Here is a 16,960-nt window from a genome sequence, read left to right as displayed (position 1 = left end):
GCTTTTAAAAACTCTGTAAGTGTTTTGTAATATTTACGAGAGACTTTTTTAACAGTTATGAGAGAGAAAAGAAAGATTTGTTATATATGATGAAATTAATCTTACTAGTAGGTGTTCTAATGGACCTAGAAACCAAGGAGGAAAAATAACAATGAAACAATTGAAGCCAGCAATTAGTGTATTAGGTAGTGTATCGATGGCACTGACTTTAGCATCTCCTGCTTTAGCAGATGTAAAACAACCGAATCCAGGAGGTACAGTTGAAATATTCAAAGAGAATGCAAATGTAAAAAAAGAAGATAAGAATTTCACGCTCGGATCTGATGGGGAAATAGGTTCACTCATTACACAAAACATTGAAATGGCAAACAACGATTGGGATAAAGATGGTATTTCCAACGACTTAGAGATTAATGGATATAAAATTGAATTCAATTCACAAACTGGAAAAAATGAAGCGAAAGCATGGGATCCCGAGAAGGATAAAGGGAAACCAAAATTTATATCGAATCCTATGAATGCAAATACGGATGGTGATCCTTTTACTGATATGTATGAGGTTGAGAATTATAACAACGATTCTGATACTAATTTCAATCCGATAGTTGCCAACATGCCGAATTTGCAAATTGGTGTCAAACGAATTGAAGTAATTCCTATTGCAACCATTACGGATAATAATGGTGGATCAGTTAGTAGAGGATGGGAAAAAAGTGTATCTACACAACATTCGTTTAATGTAGGTTTAAGTGGTTCAGGTGGTGTAGAAGGCTCAGCAGCCGGTCCTGTTCCTTCCGGAAGTGTTTCAGCAAATGTGGGATACGGATATTCAAAAACAACTACAGAAACGGAGAGTTATACAAATAATTTTGATTGGTCTACTGCAACAACTGTGGATACAGCGAACGCAGCAAAATTACGGGTACATTTGGAATATAAGAATGTAGGAACAGCATCCGCTGAAAATGTTTCGCCTCATTTTAATATTCGTTTAGGAAACAAAATTATTAATACTGTAAAGGCAACACAAGATCGTTATAAAGCAAACTATTTAAGTACAGAAAAAGGTGGACGGAATAAAACAGAAGTAGTAATTGACAGTTTAGAAGGACAAGCAGATGCGAATATTGTCTTATCTTTGGATGAATTGAAAGCTGTTGAACAAGGGGAACTTCTTTCGATTGAAGTTTTACCTACAAGTACAATGGATTTATCTATTGAAAAAGGTGAAGAAATTATGCATTTGGGGGATTCAGGGAGATATGAGTCTAGAGTAAATGCAGCTACTGAACAATTAGAAACAGATATAGGAAATATACCAAAGTTTAGGGTATATACTCCTAAAGACAAATCTCTTGCTGATAAGCCAGTTTTATCCTATAACGAAGTTTTTCAACAGGTAAATATAGATACGAAAAAAGTAAATCATATTGTAAACAAGGCTAAAAGTACTAATAACGTATCAGTGGTTTCAGCTAATAATGGAACTGATGCATTGAACGATTTAAAAGCGGGACAGGGAGATCGCGGTTATTTACATAAAGACTCTGTACACGGAGCTTTTGCAAAGCTACAGCAACCAACATTAGTAGAAGGTAGTTATGATTCTGTGACGCAAAAGATTAGGGCAACAATTTTACCTGGTTTATTTGGAGTGAGTAAAGATATTCCTACTACTTATAGTAAGAAATGGAATGCTCCGTCACAAACAGTAACACTGGTTAAACGTGAAAATGGATTTACATATGAGTCTAGAGAAAATATACACCCTATTAAATCTGAAATTGCTGCGCACAGAAAAGTTACATTTGAAATCAATGACGCACACAATCTAACGCCTACACAAAAGATTGATACTGAAATTAAAGCTAATAAAGAATTTGAAGATTATGTAGTAGATAATTCAGGTGAATTTGTTACAGAAGGAGTTCCTTATACCGTGGCTTCATATGGAAATACAGCTTATTTGGGAAGTCATCATGCAGGGAATAAATGGGAGTATCTTTGGGCTGAAAAATCTAGCGATGAAAAAGTGAATGTAATTATTGAAAGAGTAGGTCAACCTAAACCTGGAAAACCAATTAAAAAGGATGAAGAGGTATTAATTAAATTTCAAAATCCTATTTATTCAGATTATGCATATTTAAAACTTCAAGATAGTTATATCCATTTAGATCAAAAACAGAACGCAAGTACTTTTAAATTTAATCATGCATATCCAAAGAATTTCACTGGACACCATAAGCAATGGAACATACTATCTAATGGTAATAAGTTAAAGGTAGGATATTTAATCGATTATATGAAATATGGTAATGGAGAGAATGGGACTGATACTATAGCATGGAATCTATCAAGAGTTCAGTAATAGGTAACAGTTCTGTTGCTAAGTTTGGAAAGAGAACTGGAAATGAATTGAATCCGAAAAGTTAGATACAATAATTTAGGTTACTAATAAGGAATGAGTTCGATGTTGAATCGGACTCATTCCTTTTAATTTATATAATTTAGAAACTACTATTTTAAATACTTATCTAGTCATATAAGTAATCAAATGTTAAGATTACTATCTGTATTACATGATTTATTTTCCGAATTTTCATTCGTTTCGAGGGTGAAATGTGGAATTCTGATTTATTTATGTGATTAGTTTTTATATCTTTACCTATAAAGATATTTTTATTGGATAATAGAAAAAATAAATTTTTTGTTATTGGTGAAAAAGAAGTGAGGATAGTATATGAAGAAAAGAATTTTAATCGTAGAAGATGAAGAAAATATTCGAGAAGTATGCAAACGGTATTTAGAAAGAGAAGAATATGAAGTTTATACCGCTGTAAATGGTAAAGAAGGTTGGGATTTATTTCTTACACATCAACCAGATTTAATTATATTAGATTTGATGATGCCAAAAAAAGATGGATGGGAATTATGCGAGGAAATTCGTCAACAATCAAATGTCCCTATTATTATGTTAACTGCTAAGGGAGAGGAAAGGGATCGAATTTTAGGCTTAACAATGGGGGCAGATGATTATTTAACAAAGCCATTTTCCCCTCGTGAATTAGTATTAAGGGTTCAAATTATACTAAGAAGAGGAAGCCATGTACAAATACAAGCGAAAGAATCCTTATTGGAAGTGATAGAGTTTCCAGATTTAAAAATATATCCAAAGACAAGATATGTACTTGTTTGTAATAAGGAAGTGGAGTTAACGGTGAAAGAGTTTGAGGTACTTTATCTCATGGCAAAGCATCCAAAACAAGTATTTTCTCGCTCGCAGCTTCTTGAATTAATTTGGGATTTTGGACATGAAGGAGCATCAAACACAGTTACCGTGTTAGTGAGTCGTTTACGTGAAAAGCTCGAGAAGCATACGATAAAGAATCGTTGGATTCATACGGTTTGGGGTATAGGATATCGCTTTGAGCCAAATGGAGGAAATGAAACATGAGATTACGTATTCAATTGTTACTCATGAATCTATTAAGTACTAGTATTATGGTAATTGCTATATGGTATAGTGATACGAAAATGTTACTTGAACCGGAACAAACGCGGTTATTAACAGTAATTGCATTTGTGGCATTCATTATTTCAACGTTTATTTATTGGTTAATGACACGTCCTATCATGAGATCTATACAAAATTTAATAAAATTGACGAAACAATTTAGTGATAGACACTTTGAAACGATGTATATAATTGGGCAAGAACCACGTGAGTTTAAAGAATTGGCAACAGCCTTTCAACAGATGGCAAAAAAATTAGAAGAAGGGTTTACTAAGTTAGAGGAACAGGAAAACTCTCGTAAGGAGCTAATTACCAATATCTCACACGACTTACGAACACCTATGACTAGCATGCAAATGATGATAGAAGCATTACAAGATAACCTGATTGAAGATCCTGAAATGAAAAAGCAATACTTAGCAACGGTTTTAAAAGAAATAGAAAGATTAAATGGATTAATTAACGACTTATTTGATCTTTCAAAGTTAGAGTTTGAGCAAGTAGATTTTCACCCAAGTTTCACACATTTAGATAAAGTTCTATTAGATGTATTAGAGTCACATTCTGTCTTATTAGGAGACAAACAAATCCATGTGCAATTGGATGTCCCTGATACATTACCTCGACTTTTGATTATGCCTTGTAAAATAGAAAGGGTCATAGGTAATTTATTACATAATGCAATTCGATATTCTCCTATCTCTGGAACAATTGAATTGACTGTAGTGGAAAATAAACCAACTCAACAGGTCCAATTCACTTTGCGGGATGAAGGAATGGGAATTTCTCCAAATGATCAATTACGCGTATTTGAACGTTTTTTTAGAACAGATCGATCAAGAAGTTCACAATCTGGAGGTTCCGGACTTGGATTAGCTATTGCAAAATCATTGATTGAAATGCACAAAGGGGAAATTGGTGTAAGGAATCGCGCAGATGGTAAGCAGGGAAGTGAATTTTGGTTCACTCTTCCCATCACATCAGTAAAAAAATAAGACGGCTGAAAGACTTTTGTAACATTTACGTTAGAAAAATGAAAGACCTTCTTGTTAACATACTACTACACAGTATGTTACAGGAGGTTTTTTACTTTATGAAAAGAAAATATGTATGGCTTATAGGTGGTTTGATAATTGTATTGGGGATTTTATGGTCATTGTTCCGACCAGAGAAATTATTTATTGATAAGCACGTAAATGAATCATTGCCACAAGCAGAGATACAATCAACTGAAGTAAGGCAACAAAGTGATCGAGTAATAAGGGAAGGTCAGTTTCAAAACGGTGTCCATGAAACAACTGGAACGGCAAAAATTTACCAATTAGCGGATGGAAAACGTGTTTTACGACTTTCTGATTTTGCAACATCTAATGGGCCAGATGTACGAGTTGTATTAGTTCCTACAAATCGTTTGAAAAATAATGAAGACGTGAAAAACTATCAGTATATTGAATTAGGAAAATTAAAGGGAAATAAAGGAGACCAAAACTACGAAATTCCTGAAGGGATAGATGTAAGTGAATATGGTTCGGTTTCTGTTTGGTGTAAAAGATTTAATGAAAACTTTGGTGCGGTTTATTTTAATAATTAAATATGAACTTAAAATTTCCTCTTACAGGCAAAATTCATCGGGGTAATGATAATAGTTGCAGCGGACTTAGTTGCTAAGAAGGGCACTCATAAGAGTGTTTTTTTCATATTCTTCAATATTTGTATATTTTAGAGCTATTGGACGTTTACGGAGAGATTTTATTTAGTGTGGAAGCGTACTTTCTGTGAATAGAAGGATGAATAATATGTTACAGGAAAACAGAACTCTTTTATAACTTAATTTTGAAGGAACATATACTTTTTTCATTTATCGGCTTGTAAAGAAGTATGGAAATTAAAGTTTATAATTTAAAAGTCAGCTTAAAGATGCAATAAGCAATTTGAATAGTAATCTTAAGTAAATAAAAAAGAGAGAGGAGCATCGATGAGCTCTTCTCTCTTTTTAAATCTAATTAGGGTTTCCATAACTGTAAAGGGGATGGTGTAAATTGTTGGATATTACCAAAATATTACTTTAAATTAAGATTATAAAAAAAGAAGTTCCTTTTTTCCGAAAAATGAATGTTAATGCAAAATTAATGATTAATATTCAAAAATGATTTTATAGTTCATTAATTTATTACTTGCTATCTATATTAATCATTTATTGCAACAGCTTTCATGTCCAAAATTAAATGTTTCAACAAAGGATAATATAAGTATCATTATAATGATTTTCCAATATAATCAATGTGTTAATGAAAGGAACTCTGTGTTATTTTTGCTTTTCTACTAACTAATACAGCTTCAAACAAAGGACACAATTGCTACATGCTAAGTGTAATCTATTACCCATTCAAGATTCTGTTTATTCAATCTTTCTAAAAATAAAAAAATATTGTACTCATAAATATACAAGCTATAATGAGGGCGTCGAGAAAGAATTTATTACCTCTAGAGAAAGTATCAAACCTAGTTTTTTTGCAAAAATCCTAATGACATTGTAAATAACCTTTTAAATTTGGACATACTGACATGATTACTCTAAGAAAGGTATGTGATCAAAAGGAAAAGTGTATTTGACACGAGAATGAAAGCGTCTTCAATAAGGTCTTGTTTTGAATCAGTCATTTTAGTAACTTAGATTCAACTGCAATTAAAAATAATAAATTATGGGGGTGCTTATATGAACATGAATGTAGCATCTATTAAAGAAAAAAAGGTTGTTAAATACAAAAGTTGTTTTGATGTGATTGGGCCCATAATGATAGGTCCTTCAAGTTCACATACTGCAGGTGCTTTGGCTATTGGAACAGTAGCCAATAAATTATTTCAAGGTCTTCCAAAAAAAGTCGTGGTAAGGTATTATGAATCATTTGCTGAAACCCATAAAGGACATGGAACTGATTTTGCGATTATTGCTGGGATACTAGGATTTGCAGCCGATGACAGCGAAGTGCCAGATGCTATTAAAATAGCAGAATCTAAAGGAATCGACATTACCTTTATTGAAAAAGCGGGTGATAGTCCTGCTGATCATCCAAATACGGCAGATGTATATTTAGAGGATGAAAGTCGAAGTATTAGAACGATGGGTATTTCTGTCGGCGGTGGATTAATTGAAATCAAACATGTTGAAATTGACGGATTTAGTTTAGATCTGCAGGGGCCATTGCCAGTCATTATTGCAATTTCCGAAAGAGCTGACTTTGAATTTGTTTTACGCAGGATCTTTAAACAATATGATGTAGAAATTAATAACTTTCATAGTTTAGAAGGAAATAGGGAATATTTATATGCATTCGCATTGGATTCGCTATTGCCTGGTAATCTCCAGGAGGAATTAGGAAATTTAAGCAATATAGCTAAGCTCATTATTCTTTAGTTACATTAGGGAGTGAAAAAATATGTATATGGCCATAAAAGAAATTGTGGATGCAGCTAATAAAAGCCAAAAGACAATTTATGAATTAGCAATTGAACAGGAAATTGAACAAACTAAATCTACTTATGAAGAAGTTTGGAGTAAAATGGAACGAAATTTAGCGACTATGCAAAATGCTATAAATAAAAGTATCGAGGGCGACGGTGTATTTTCTCCAACTGGTTTAACCGGAGGTGATGCTGTTAAAATTAAAAACTATCGAGAAAATAGGAAAACCCTTTCTGGAGATTTGATGGTGTTAGGGATCCAAAGTGCTATCGGTGTTAATGAAGTAAATGCTGCATTAGGAGCTATTTGTGCAACTCCAACAGCAGGTGCGAGTGGGACGATTCCGGGAGTCCTATTTAGTATTAAAGATACGTTGCAGTTAAGTCATGAAGATATGATTCATTTTCTATTTACTTCAGCGTTATTTGGAACGATAGTCGCAAACAACGCTTGTATTTCAGGAGCGTACGGAGGATGTCAAGCTGAAGTAGGCAGTGCCTCAGCGATGGCGGCTGCAGCTGCGGTAGAAGCTGCAGGTGGAACGCCACAGCAATCTTCTGTAGCTTTTTCGATTGCATTACAAAATTTACTCGGTTTAGTTTGTGATCCGGTCGCTGGTTTGGTAGAAATTCCTTGTGTAAAGAGAAACGCCATTGGAACGGCAAATGCTTTAGCAGCAGCGGACATCGCATTAGCCGGCGTAAACAATATCATCAATGCTGACGAAGTTATTGAAGCGATGTATAGAGTTGGAAGACAGATGCCTCGCGAATTAAGAGAGACAGGTTTAGGTGGAATTGCAGCAACACCTACAGGGATTGCCATTAAAAATAAAATTTTTGGAGAGAAACAATCAAATCAATGAACAATCATCGGGTATATTGTGAAATAGTTAACAATCTATTCTCTATTGTTCGCCTAAGGATGTCTGTATATTGGGGGAATTACTAATAAAATATACTACTATACAATTGGAATATTTTGCAAGTTGTAACAACCCCGTCAGATTGATGCTTCGCTAATTTTTTGATTTTGATTAACTTAGAAGAAGGATATACGATGTGGCGCACTTTATAAGCAATTCATTTTTCAAGAACGGTCTATATTCCGATGCCTTAAATAGAGAAGTAAGAATAGGAAACTAGGAGGAATTATTATATGAATGGGAATACTGCAAAAAACATAGAATTTCAAGCTGATAATACTGCAGTAAAAAATGAGAAATATCCAGACCCTAAAAAGTGGCATAAACAGGATACTACCTGGGCATTGAGTCTTTTTGGAACAGCAATTGGAGCAGGAGTACTCTTCTTACCTATTAATGCAGGTTCAGGTGGTTTATTATCATTACTGTTAATTACCATACTTGCATATCCAGTTATGTATTACTCACATAGGGCGCTTGCTAAAATGATATACGCTTCTAATTCTGCTGATGAGGGGATTACGGGTACTATAAGAGAGTATTTCGGAAATAAGGCAAGTATCATTTTTAACATAGTATATTTCGTCTCAATTTATACGATCGTGCTGATGTATTCGGTTGCACTTACAAATACTGCAAGTAGTTTTATCGTGCATCAATTGCACATGCAGGAGCCTCCAAGGGCCATTTTATCGCTTGTATTAGTACTCGGTCTTATCGCTATACTAAATTTTGGTCAAGATATTACTGTAAAGATAATGAGCATGCTAGTATATCCTTTCATTGTTTCTCTACTTTTTATCGCAATATCTTTAATTCCACAGTGGAATACGTCAATGCTAAGTTTTTCAAGTGTTTCTACTGCTTCAACTGGAACGGGATATTTTGGAACAATATGGATGATACTACCAATCATAGTATTCTCGTTTAATCATTCTCCTATGATTTCGTCATTCGTTATGAAACAGAGAGCTACGTATGGAATAGATGCTACTGATGCCAAGTGTGCTCAAATACAAAAAGTTTGTTATATCATGACATTCGCTGTTGTTATGTTCTTTGTTTGGAGCAGTACTTTAAGTTTGACTCCAGATGATCTTAAGGTGGCAAAAGAACAGAACTTGTCAATCTTATCATATCTTGCTAATGAGCTTAATTCACCAGTAATCACTATTGCGGCTCCTATCATTGCATTTGTGGCTATTACAAAGTCTTTCCTTGGCCATTATATAGGGGCGTATGAGGTAATGCGTGACATGATTATCAAGTCCGGTAAAAAACGTGGGAAAGATATAGGAGAAAAAACAGTTAAGACAATGATTCTTACTTTTGTCGTATTAACATGCTGGTATGTTGCTTATACAAATCCAAGTATTCTTGGAATCATTGATGCCCTTAGCGGTCCGTTAGTTGCTGCTATCTTATGTCTATTACCAATGTATGCAATTCGTAAAGTGCCTGTACTAGCTAAATATAGAGGGAAGATGAGCAATGTATTTGTTATTGTTATAGGTATCCTTACTGTCCTAGCGAGTATTAAGTCGTTATTCTAATTTACTATTGTTAGTTCTGATGCAAAAATAGTGGGATATGAAAAAAGAATGAAAAATTCCTAGCGGAACTGAATTAAATATTATTAAACCAGAGCGATTATGGTATTGGACAAACTTTTCCCCTTGGGGAGTTTGTCCTTTTTTGATTATAAGCATAACTTCTATTCCAGCAATCACTTTCTTAGCTGTTTGTAATGAGTTTAATTCGATCATATTATGGTGCCAATTAATGTACATCAAGCTAGTATTTTGAAAGAAACCTTCTTATTTTTCGTTCTGGAGAATATCCGTTTCTTAAGTTAATGGTTTTGAAGTCACCCTTAAATGAAAATTTTTTGTCTCTACATTTAGTTATTTTGAGAAGTCAGCTCATTTTTTGTTTTGAGGCGTTTCTTTTTCTTAAACTGTTGGATATGAGTACCCTCTAGTATAAATTTTACTATTGAAACAAGTGATTTTAACAACGTTAGGAGTGTTCCAGACAGCACAATGTAATTTGTGTTACATAGCAAGAAAAATAATCAAAATTTAAAGCGAGAAAAAGAAGCACCAAAGCAAATAACATCGGTGTTTCTTTTTTTGCGCTTTCGGGCACAGAGGTTCCTACAGCACTATTATAAAAGCGATTCTGGATGTAAGGGATTTGTAAGGAATAGGTAAGGAAAAAGAGATTTTCATTGTATATGATAAAAATATAAAGTAGCGCGAAGGGGGAAACAGGTACGACTTATATATGAAAAACAAACCAGTAAAAAGAGTGTTTTAAAGAAAAGAAGTAATTTCTAGAGTTAACATACATGTGGAAAAAGAGGGAGAAGGTATTTTATATTAAAGTTTGTTTATAATAGCTTTTTAACCTGTTAGGGGGGATCGTAAAGTAAATTATTAATTACCTTGAAAATTTCTATTTCCTTATAGTACTAGGCATGCTGTATTAAAAATTTTAATTGTGAAGGGAGAATTAATAAATATGAGCACGAAAAAAAGAATAGGGAGTAAGTTATTACTTGTCAGTGCAATTTGTGCGATAACTATTCCTTCGGTTTCATATGCGGAGGAAGTAATTTCACCTAAAAATTTCGAGGATTATTCAAACTTGTTCGAGGGACGGAATAAGGACGTGTTGAAAACAAGTTTATATCCAAATACATATAATACCCCCTTCAGCCACCCATTTAAATCGACATTAAAGGAAACAAACACAAATATAAAAAAAATAGACAATATTGAAGATGAAAATCCTGTTATATCTACTACTCTTTCATTTATCCGTTCTATGCATGCTGAAGATTATAAATCTGCATTTGGTTTAACTTCTCGATCATTACAGAAAATAATATCCGAAAAATGGCTGAAGAACTATTGGGAGGAACTTCCTACGCAATTACAAAAAGGTTCTTTTATAGAAATTGGAGAGGTTACACAAAAAGAGACAAATTCTGTTCATACAAATGTAGAGATTAAATTAGTTTTTGAACAAATTACTGTACCTTTACTAATAAAACTAGATCCATCTGGAAAAATAGATGATTTTCAACTCAGTATGTCGTTTAGTCCTGTTGCAGATCGGCCATCATATAGTAAGCCTGAATCATTTATTGATAAAGAAGTAGTAGTTGGAAGTGGTGCATTTCCATTACCAGGAACATTATCTATTCCAAAGGGAAAGGGTCCTTTTCCAGCGGTTATTCTTGTTCATGGAGCTGGAGCAGTCGATCAGGATTCAGCAACGTATGCTTTAAAACCATTTCGCGATCTAGCTGAAGGTCTTGCTTCGAAAGGAATTGCTGTCCTTCGCTATAATAAACGAACCTATGAACATGGATTGAAAACAGAACTTAGTCCTTTTTATACAGTTGATAAAGAGACAACAGATGATGCTCTTTTGGTGACTCATTTTCTTCAAAATGAACCTATGATAGATAAGAATCAAATTTATATTCTTGGTCATAGTCAAGGTGGAATGATGATTCCGAGGATAATTGAAAAAAATCAAAATCAAAATATTGCTGGGGCAATTGTGATGGGAGGGGCGGCCAAGGCATTCATAGACAATGTTTTAGATCAATTTGAGTATCGTCTTTCTATTGGAGAAATGAAACCAGAAGAATATAAATTTTACAAATCGCAATTTGAATTATTAAAGGATCCTAATTTCTCTAGTCAGAATCCTCCAAAGGATTTTTCTTTAGGACCACCAGTATATTGGGATTCAATCCGTAAAATTAAAGCAGCAGAAATGTCAAAAGAACAAAAAACACCGCTTCTTATTCTTCAAGGAGAAAGAGACTATCGAGTTCCTTCAAAAATTGAAATTCCCTTTTGGAAAGAACAATTAAAAGAGCGAGATAACGTTGATTATCGACTATATCCAAAGTTAAATCACTTCTTTACAGAAGAAGATGGAGAATTAAGTAAATCGGATGAATATTATAGTCCTGCTAATATCCCTGAGTATGTTATAAATGATATTGCTACTTGGGTGCAAGGAAGATTGAAATAAAATTAGCAACTATATTTTTAAATAGCTATTTTCAGTCCTTAAGATAGAAATATATATAATTATATTATGATGTAAATAACTATAACGAACGGAGTAAAGTTTCTTATTCAAATACTTTAGATTCTCATACCTGGGGGCATCATCCATGCTAGCGTCTTAATATTTGGAAGTATATACAAATACTCTAAACGAAAAAACGGTATTCTTTCTATCTAAGATGTAGAAGGATTATCGTTTATTTTTTTGAAATGTAAAAAAAATTAACATTAATAACAGAATTATATAAACTAATAATGTAAAAGTTTTTGGCAAAATTAGGGGTGATGTTCATAAAAATGGAGAACATACTTCGTATTTTACGTAAAGAGAAAAAGCTTTCACAAGAGATTTAGCTAAATCCCTTGGTGTAACAGTTGATTAAAGTTTCAGTTTATTACTTGTAAAGGGTTATTCAATGTATCGTACTATTGAAAAACCCGAATTTAATTAATTAAATGCGATAAAATCTTTTTAAAAATAATGAAATTTTAGGAAAAATAAGGTACACTAGTCAATGGTTTTAGTTTAAAATCGATTGACGTTAATGTATACGGGGGAAAGATTGATGAACAATAATCCAATAAATGAATCAGTTGAAGAAGTTGAGAGAAAACGAGTAAGATCAAGCAAACGTTTTACAAATTGGAAGCTTATTGCAGCGGGTGTTGGTGTAATTGTACTTCTCATTGGAGGAATGAGTTATTATCAGACAACTCACTTCAATTCAAATGTTACGATTAATGACACAAAAGTCGGTGGTCTGAACGCTGATCAGGCAATACAGAAATTAAAAACATCTGGACTAGAAAACAAAGTCTATGTTGATCAACAACAAATTTTAGATGAAAAAGATACAAAAACGGAACTTACGGAAAAAGATTTGCCTCAAGTTAAGAAACTATTAAAAAGCCAGTGGACATTTTTCCCTTCCTCAAAGGAAAAAAAATATTCAGTGCTACCGGAAAAGGCGGATCAGTATCGTAGTGAAACGATGAAAAAACTTGTAGAAGAAAAGCTCATCTCTATGAATGAAAAATTAAAAGCGCCTCAAGATGCTATGGCGAAGCTTGAACAAGGAAAAGTTGTTATTTCGAAGAGCGTTGATGGAAAACAGTATGACGTTACTAGTCTACTGAAAGATTACGACAAGCAGAAGTATAAAAGTGAAATTCATCTGAAGTCTACATACATACAGCCTATTAAAGAAGACGATCCGATTGTCAAAAAAGAGGAGAAAGCACTACAGAATCTTCTTGGGCAGTCTGTTGAGTATAAAGTGCAGAATGAAGTGTATCCTTTAAAAGCGAAAGATTTAATTCAGAATGCCTCTATGTCAAAGGATATGAAAGTTACAATCGATGCGAGCGACATTAAAAATAAGATTGCTGAAATTAATAATGCTAAATCAACATTAAATAAAAATTTCAGCTTTAAAACCCATTCCGGTTCGGTCATATCAGTAAAAGGACAAGGCTACGGCTGGGCACTAGATGTTGAAAAAGAAACAAAACAAGTTCAACAAGCTTTTGAAAAGGGTGAAAAATCGCTATCTGCTTCTAATATCCATGGAAATGGTTGGGAGAAGGAAGGTATCGGTTATGAAACAACATCGAATAATGGCATCGGAGACACGTATGCGGAAGTTTCAATTGCAGATCAACAAATTTGGATTTATAAAGATGGGAAATTAGTCGTCACAACAAATGTAGTAACTGGTAAACATAGCACGAGTGAAGATACATCACCAGGTGTGTGGTACGTCTTATATAAACGAACACCATACACGCTCAAAGGCAGCGCAGTAGGTAAAGCTGATTATGCAGTTAAGGTAGATTACTGGGTTCCATTCACAAATAGCGGCCAAGGATTCCATGATGCAGGCTGGCGAAAAGACTGGGCAAATAATGCTTATTTAACAGGGGGATCAGGCGGGTGTGTAAACCTTCTTCCTAATGTTGCAAAAACTGTATATGATAGTTTGAACACTAATGATCCAGTTATTGTGTACTAGAAAATAGCTACGTATCAAGAAATAAATAAAGCAGGAAATCTTATCTGATGGTACATGAAAAAACACCTCTTGAATTCGCATATTTAGTGTGCAAATTCAATGGAGGTGTTTTTGTTTGAAAACAAGAGTTCATTGCCTATAAGAAACGAAGTAGAAAGAGATTGAGATGATAAATAGATATTCAAATAGTCAATAAAATTGACACTGAATATCATTTTCATTTATTATGAAATCGTCGCATGTAATTGGACATGATTTTTGTGAAAAAGTTTACTTTTTTATTAATATAATAGATTTCTATTAAGGTGTCCCATTTAAGAATTTAAGCGTAGGAAAGGGTAAAATAAAAATGAACTGGAAAAAAGGCGGATTATGGATTATTATTTTTTTCATTGTAAAAGGTACGATTTCTACACTTTTAATAGTTACAGGTGCCAAATATTTTGATTTATCATTTATGCAACTTTTCGTACTAATACTGATCTTATTACTGATTTCTCTCATAAGTCGAAAATTGCTGCATAGACACAAACAAAACAAAAAGCAAAAAGAGCTAAATATATAATGAAGCCCCAGAGACCTTTGGATTTCTGGGGTTTTACTTATTCAATAGTGAGTTTTAGGTCCGCGATACGAATGATACACTCCATCAATTTTATTGGTTGTAAATTAAAAAAACATTAATTTTATTGAATAAATAGAAAACACTTTTCTTTTTCTTTTATTTAATTTAATATCAATAAGGGCACCAAAAAAATAGATAGGGGTGCTAGAATGTACGGTATTATTAATTACGAAGTGTTTTTACTAACAGGGATTTTATTAAATCTAATTCCTGGCGCAGACACCATGTATATTGTGGGAAGAAGTATTTCACAAGGTAGAAAAGCAGGTGTGTATTCTGTTTTTGGTATTATTACTGGTTCTTTAGTTCATACATTATTGGTTGCTTTTGGTTTATCTATTATACTTACAAAATCCATTGTGTTATTTAACACCATTAAGGTTATAGGTGTTATCTATCTTGTATATTTAGGGATTAAAATGATACTTGATAAAACAAATGTAGCTTTCCAAGCCTCATCCAATAAATTGAACATTAGAAAGATATATTTACAAGGACTCTTAACAAGTCTCACGAATCCAAAAGTCTCTTTATTCTTTATTGCGTTTCTTCCGCAATTTATAGATACAAAGGCTTCAGGCCCTATGCCTTTTATCATTTTAGGAATTACTTTTACAGTCACTGGATTATTGTGGTGTTTATTTGTTGCTTATTTCTCTTCATATGTCACAAAAAAATTAAGAGGAAATCAAAAGGTAGGGATGATTCTAAATAAAGTAACTGGAATGATTTTTATTGGTATGGGGTTAAAGTTGCTTCAAACGAAGGCTCCTCAATAAACCTGAATAATATAAAAATGCCCCCTTTTCAAGAAATGTTATCTTTGATTTAAGCTAATTTCTATATACTAAAAAGCCCCTTCAAATTTGAAGGGGCTTTTTGCTTGTTATTTTGGTTTATCTAAAAATTTATTTCATAGTGCAGGATCTATTTTAATTAATTGTCATGAATATATGTGCCCTCCAATGACAAGGTTAAATCTTTTCCAGTATTACATTTAGAAAACTAGAATAGAGGAATCTAGTTATACCAACTAAATGCAGTCTAAGACATTTTTTAACTGAACATTTGGGAAAGAATGTGTTTCTTAACTTAATAGCGATGGAGTAGCACCCCATACCCATCAAGCTGAAAAGGAAAAACACCTTATAACAAAAAAATTCTGCACTATTTAAACTCTGGTAACAATTCATATGATCAAGAATAATTGAGCTAACAGATTTCGTTAAGTTATTATAATATAAAAAAATTAAATTCACCTTCTGCAATCCATTCAAATGGCTCAATTTCCGCATCTTTTGAATTCCCTGAAAGTGCTAAACCTAAGCAAAATAATTAACTATCTCATGCAAGAAAGTTAGGCTAGTTAATCGCATATGTTTTATTGAAGGGATGTGATTGAATTATGGAACGGCCGAATTGGGGAATTGGAGGATTAGTATTCGTTGGCTGCATGTTTCTTGGCGGAGGAGTGGGATCTATATTAGGTGATACTCATGCTGGATGGCTAATAGGGATGGGTGCTGGATTTATTGGGATGGCTTTAACGAGACTGATCAGAAAGTAATATAACGGGGATTATTCTTCCGGTAAATAAGGAAATATGTATGTAAGTAATTCATGGTATAAGAGCTCTATAAGTTATAGTTAGAAGTTTCTCTTTTCTAAATTTCTCCATACATAGATATGATTCTCAAGTCGGAGGATGGCACCTTAGGGTGTCTTTTTTATGCTCTCTAAAAATGTCTTAACATATATAGCCGAGTTAATTCAAATGATCAAGAATAATTGAGCTAACAGTTTTCGTTAGATTGCCATTATCTTTTTTGTAATAGAATAGATTCATTACCGTTTCAGACCTATGTATTCATTCATAACCTAACAGTAAAAGGGGGATGATTGAAGGTATGGCGATTAATGAGGAATCAATTTGTCAACAGTTTGCAAGAATTATCGGCGGCCAAGAAGGATTCGCCGGTGGAAAATGCGTGGCAACAATAAATCGAGATGAAATACAAGCAACAATCTTGGGGAAACGTTTTAGAGTAACAACTTCCTTCTCATTCGAATCACGAGATAATAAAACTGGACGGGCATTATGTCTAGGGCGGGTAGCACTCTTACAAAAGGAAGTCACTGAATTTGTTGCTACAATTATTAAACAAGGAATAATTGTTTCGTCTATACACAATGAGTGGTTATGTGATGATCCAAATTTAATTTACGTTAATATCGAAGACGTTGATGATCCACTAATTTTTGCAAGGAAAGTCAGAAGAGCATTATGCAATTAACCAATTTTTTTAGTTAAATGAGTGATTGTGCTG

At 33.4% G+C, this 16,960-nt stretch carries 13 protein-coding genes and 1 pseudogene; 13 read left to right on the top strand and 1 reads right to left on the bottom strand.

The window, feature by feature from the left end:
• Nucleotides 1–151: 151 nt before the first annotated feature.
• The 7 genes from LCF45_RS15370 (at nucleotide 152) to LCF45_RS15340 (ending at nucleotide 9,455) form a co-directional block, all read left to right on the top strand.
• Nucleotides 152–2,368 carry a binary toxin-like calcium binding domain-containing protein gene (locus LCF45_RS15370; RefSeq protein WP_002128067.1) on the top strand — a complete coding sequence of 739 codons (2,217 nt, stop codon included), beginning with the start codon at nucleotides 152–154 and terminating at the stop codon, nucleotides 2,366–2,368.
• Between the two features lie 372 nt (nucleotides 2,369–2,740).
• Nucleotides 2,741–3,454, top strand: a complete 714-nt coding sequence (locus LCF45_RS15365) for a response regulator transcription factor (RefSeq protein WP_002017159.1) — start codon at nucleotides 2,741–2,743, stop codon at nucleotides 3,452–3,454.
• Nucleotides 3,451–4,509 carry a sensor histidine kinase gene (locus LCF45_RS15360; RefSeq protein WP_002128066.1) on the top strand — a complete coding sequence of 353 codons (1,059 nt, stop codon included), beginning with the start codon at nucleotides 3,451–3,453 and terminating at the stop codon, nucleotides 4,507–4,509. The genes LCF45_RS15365 and LCF45_RS15360 overlap by 4 nt, the downstream gene beginning before the upstream one ends.
• A gap of 98 nt (nucleotides 4,510–4,607) precedes the next feature.
• The gene (locus LCF45_RS15355; protein WP_002017161.1) at nucleotides 4,608–5,105 is read left to right on the top strand and encodes a DM13 domain-containing protein; all 498 of its coding nucleotides are present in this window, start codon (nucleotides 4,608–4,610) and stop codon (nucleotides 5,103–5,105) included.
• 1,125 nt (nucleotides 5,106–6,230) lie between these two features.
• A complete protein-coding gene (gene sdaAB / locus LCF45_RS15350; RefSeq protein ID WP_078203556.1) occupies nucleotides 6,231–6,929 on the top strand; it encodes an L-serine ammonia-lyase, iron-sulfur-dependent subunit beta in 699 nt (232 codons plus the stop codon).
• A gap of 22 nt (nucleotides 6,930–6,951) precedes the next feature.
• A complete protein-coding gene (sdaAA, locus tag LCF45_RS15345) occupies nucleotides 6,952–7,842 on the top strand; it encodes an L-serine ammonia-lyase, iron-sulfur-dependent, subunit alpha (protein ID WP_002128063.1) in 891 nt (296 codons plus the stop codon).
• A gap of 293 nt (nucleotides 7,843–8,135) precedes the next feature.
• Nucleotides 8,136–9,455: an aromatic amino acid transport family protein gene (locus LCF45_RS15340; protein WP_002128061.1), complete on the top strand. Its 1,320-nt coding sequence runs from the start codon at nucleotides 8,136–8,138 to the stop codon at nucleotides 9,453–9,455.
• Nucleotides 9,456–9,560: 105 nt separating this feature from the next.
• On the opposite strand, the pseudogene LCF45_RS15335 reads toward LCF45_RS15340, so the two are convergent.
• Nucleotides 9,561–9,671 (bottom strand): annotated as a pseudogene (locus tag LCF45_RS15335) (IS6 family transposase); the annotation flags it as partial.
• A 754-nt stretch (nucleotides 9,672–10,425) separates the two neighbouring features.
• On the opposite strand from LCF45_RS15335, the gene LCF45_RS15330 reads away from it, so the two are divergent.
• The 6 genes from LCF45_RS15330 to LCF45_RS15305 all read left to right on the top strand — a co-directional run bounded on the left by LCF45_RS15330 (nucleotide 10,426) and on the right by LCF45_RS15305 (nucleotide 16,927).
• Nucleotides 10,426–11,958, top strand: coding sequence for an alpha/beta hydrolase (locus LCF45_RS15330; protein ID WP_263892932.1), 1,533 nt, complete (start codon nucleotides 10,426–10,428; stop codon nucleotides 11,956–11,958).
• A gap of 604 nt (nucleotides 11,959–12,562) precedes the next feature.
• On the top strand, nucleotides 12,563–14,008 hold the full coding sequence (locus LCF45_RS15325; protein WP_002128059.1) for a L,D-transpeptidase family protein: 1,446 nt from the start codon (nucleotides 12,563–12,565) through the stop codon (nucleotides 14,006–14,008).
• A 349-nt stretch (nucleotides 14,009–14,357) separates the two neighbouring features.
• The gene (locus LCF45_RS15320) at nucleotides 14,358–14,573 is read left to right on the top strand and encodes a hypothetical protein (RefSeq protein WP_002017170.1); all 216 of its coding nucleotides are present in this window, start codon (nucleotides 14,358–14,360) and stop codon (nucleotides 14,571–14,573) included.
• Nucleotides 14,574–14,782: 209 nt separating this feature from the next.
• Nucleotides 14,783–15,412, top strand: a complete 630-nt coding sequence (locus LCF45_RS15315; RefSeq protein WP_000274249.1) for a LysE family translocator — start codon at nucleotides 14,783–14,785, stop codon at nucleotides 15,410–15,412.
• 626 nt (nucleotides 15,413–16,038) lie between these two features.
• Entirely contained in the window at nucleotides 16,039–16,200 is a 162-nt protein-coding gene (locus tag LCF45_RS15310) for a hypothetical protein (protein WP_000441003.1), read from the top strand.
• A gap of 328 nt (nucleotides 16,201–16,528) precedes the next feature.
• The gene (locus LCF45_RS15305) at nucleotides 16,529–16,927 is read left to right on the top strand and encodes a DUF1259 domain-containing protein (RefSeq protein WP_003190280.1); all 399 of its coding nucleotides are present in this window, start codon (nucleotides 16,529–16,531) and stop codon (nucleotides 16,925–16,927) included.
• Nucleotides 16,928–16,960 lie beyond the last annotated feature (33 nt).

Origin of the sequence: Bacillus sp. 41-22 (assembly GCF_025809295.1) — a bacterium.
GTDB classification, from domain to species: domain Bacteria; phylum Bacillota; class Bacilli; order Bacillales; family Bacillaceae_G; genus Bacillus_A; species Bacillus_A mycoides.
This window is presented reverse-complemented; position numbering and strand designations above follow the sequence as displayed.

Bases quoted from the DNA above. Each gene is read 5' to 3' on its own strand.
- LCF45_RS15370 (WP_002128067.1), top strand. From the start codon at position 152: ATGAAACAATTGAAGCCAGCAATTAGTGTATTAGGTAGTGTATCGATG.
- LCF45_RS15365 (WP_002017159.1), top strand. From the start codon at position 2,741: ATGAAGAAAAGAATTTTAATCGTAGAAGATGAAGAAAATATTCGAGAA.
- LCF45_RS15360 (WP_002128066.1), top strand. From the start codon at position 3,451: ATGAGATTACGTATTCAATTGTTACTCATGAATCTATTAAGTACTAGT.
- LCF45_RS15355 (WP_002017161.1), top strand. From the start codon at position 4,608: ATGAAAAGAAAATATGTATGGCTTATAGGTGGTTTGATAATTGTATTG.
- sdaAB (WP_078203556.1), top strand. From the start codon at position 6,231: ATGAACATGAATGTAGCATCTATTAAAGAAAAAAAGGTTGTTAAATAC.
- sdaAA (WP_002128063.1), top strand. From the start codon at position 6,952: ATGTATATGGCCATAAAAGAAATTGTGGATGCAGCTAATAAAAGCCAA.
- LCF45_RS15340 (WP_002128061.1), top strand. From the start codon at position 8,136: ATGAATGGGAATACTGCAAAAAACATAGAATTTCAAGCTGATAATACT.
- LCF45_RS15330 (WP_263892932.1), top strand. From the start codon at position 10,426: ATGAGCACGAAAAAAAGAATAGGGAGTAAGTTATTACTTGTCAGTGCA.
- LCF45_RS15325 (WP_002128059.1), top strand. From the start codon at position 12,563: ATGAACAATAATCCAATAAATGAATCAGTTGAAGAAGTTGAGAGAAAA.
- LCF45_RS15320 (WP_002017170.1), top strand. From the start codon at position 14,358: ATGAACTGGAAAAAAGGCGGATTATGGATTATTATTTTTTTCATTGTA.
- LCF45_RS15315 (WP_000274249.1), top strand. From the start codon at position 14,783: ATGTACGGTATTATTAATTACGAAGTGTTTTTACTAACAGGGATTTTA.
- LCF45_RS15310 (WP_000441003.1), top strand. From the start codon at position 16,039: ATGGAACGGCCGAATTGGGGAATTGGAGGATTAGTATTCGTTGGCTGC.
- LCF45_RS15305 (WP_003190280.1), top strand. From the start codon at position 16,529: ATGATTGAAGGTATGGCGATTAATGAGGAATCAATTTGTCAACAGTTT.